At 50.5% G+C, this 2,068-nt stretch carries 2 protein-coding genes; both read right to left on the reverse strand.

Translation table 11 applies throughout. The features are described from left to right. Window positions 1-168: 168 nt before the first annotated feature. Window positions 169-630 carry a hypothetical protein gene (locus FJZ26_05710; GenBank protein MBM3229904.1) on the reverse strand — a complete coding sequence of 154 codons (462 nt, stop codon included), beginning with the start codon at window positions 628-630 and terminating at the stop codon, window positions 169-171. Window positions 631-760: 130 nt separating this feature from the next. Beyond that, on the reverse strand, window positions 761-2,068 hold a 1,308-nt coding region (gene argH / locus FJZ26_05715), incomplete at its 5' end, for an argininosuccinate lyase (GenBank protein MBM3229905.1).

Genomic DNA, 2,068 nt, shown 5'->3' on the forward strand with positions numbered 1-2,068 from the left:
ATGACTGGCAAAAGCCAAGCCACATAAGGTTTGTGCCGCAAAGGGTCATTTACTTCAAGGAGCCTTACGAAGGCCTTGAAAAAGCCCTTGCAATTGAATAAAAAAAGATTTTTGGCAGAAAAAACCGGTCCAGTTTCCTGCCGCTTTTTATGCATTGTTTTTGGCATTCTACTTTCTTGCCCCTATGTAGCCGCCAATTGCGCCGCAGATGGCACCTCCAACCGCAAGCACGCCAACCATGAATACTGCGCCTATCACAGTGGCTACAAGCAGCACCGCGCCTATTGCAGCAGTGCTAGCGCCGCTTGTGCCGCCAAGTGGGCTGTTGTTTGCAAGCGAGCCTAGGCCCACTGCAACCATTATTATCTGCATTATCCCAGTGACCACGCTGACTACAATCCCTGACAGCGCACCTGCAAGCACTCCACCCACAAGATCCATGTTCATCTTTTTGGTTGCAACAAAGCCCGCATAAGCAAGCAGCAGCGGGTTTAGCACGAAAAACTGCAAAAGCCCAAGCAGGTTGAGCATTGGGGCAACAATGCCCAAAACCGTAATAACAATCCAAAGTGCAAGCATTGCAATCATGCTCATTTTGCCTGCGGCAAGCGATCCTTTAATGTCAACCATTCAATATCACTGTTTATTGTGTTGCATTTGAACCTATAAAATACTTTCTTGAGGCACCTTTTCGTCAAAAGCCCAAATATTTGGCTTAGCAGAAGCTCCAGTCATTTGAAAATGCCAGAAAACCCGCGGTTTAGTCGAAAGCCAGGGCTGCTTCAAGCTCTGCATACAAAAGTTTGGATGCCTGGGCAAGCTTTTCAGATTTTTTTCCGGCAAGGCCTTCAAGCCAAACAATTCGTGAGGCCGCGATTTTTGCGTCATACTGGTTTGTCTTGTCAGGATTGACTGCCTGCGCAAGCTCGCCTTTGTCAACCAATACCTCGGCCATCTGCTCAATTCGTTCTGGCTTGAGTGCGGAAAGGTATGTTTTGCTGGAAATGCACTGCTTTACAATCTGCCCAACCTTTGAGTGTGCGTCGCGAAATGGCACGCCTGCGCTCACAAGCACGTCAGAAAGTTCCGTTGCACAGGCGTATCCCTGCTCAATTTCCTCAACAAGCTTTGCCTTGTCAAACTCCAAATCCGGCAGCACGCGGGCAAGAACCTCGACGCTTTGCTTTGCCGTCTGCAGGCTTGACATTATGGCAAACTTTGTCTCCTGCGTGTCGGAGTTATAGCCTGAAGGCAGCCCCTTAAGCGATACGAGTATGTGCAGCAGATTGCCATACGCCCGGCCGGCCCTGCCTCGCACAAGCTCAAGTATGTCCGCATTTTTTTTCTGGGGCATCATGGAGCTTCCGGTGCAGTACTGGTCTGGCAGGCTGACAAGGCCTTTTTGGGACTGCCAGACAAGTTCCTCACAAATTCTTGAAAGATGGAGCAAAACAAGGCAGCATCCAAATGCAACCTCTGCCTCAAACTCGCCGCGGCTTGAGGAGCAGTCCAGGCTATTTTCCTGGACGCTTTCAAAGCCTAGAAGCTTTGCAGTGTATTCCCTGTCAATTGGCAGGCTTGTGCCTGCAACAGCCCCGCTTCCAAGCGGGTTTGTGTTGAGCATGTCATACGCGTTTGAAAGCCGCAGCGCATCGCGGGCAAAGGAGTCAAAGTAGGCATTTGCCCAGTAGGAGACGCTTATTGGCATTGCAACACGCGTGTGCGTGTATGCCGCCATTGGGATTTTTTTTGCTGAAACTATGGCCAAGGCTTTTCCAAGCCCGGCAAGCTTTTCCAGAAGCTCTATTATCTGTGCTCGCATGTACAGGCGCATGTCCAGGTTGACCTGGTCGTTTCGCGACCTTGCTGTGTGCACTTTTTTGCCGTGCGGGGTAAGCTTTGTAAGCTGCGCCTCTACATTCATGTGCACGTCCTCAAGCTCCCGCACAAGGGTGAAGCTGCCTGCCTTGTGCTGCCCGAGGATTTTCTTGAGCCCTTCAAGTATGGCCTTTGCCTCGTGCTGCGTCAGTAGCTTGTTTTTGTATAGCATCAGGGCGTGAGCAATGGA

The organism is Candidatus Parvarchaeota archaeon (genome assembly GCA_016866895.1).
GTDB lineage: Archaea > Micrarchaeota > Micrarchaeia > Anstonellales > VGKX01 > VGKX01.

Excerpts from the sequence above, each read along its gene's own strand:
- FJZ26_05710 (MBM3229904.1), bottom strand. The coding sequence starts at position 630 with ATGGTTGACATTAAAGGATCGCTTGCCGCAGGCAAAATGAGCATGATT.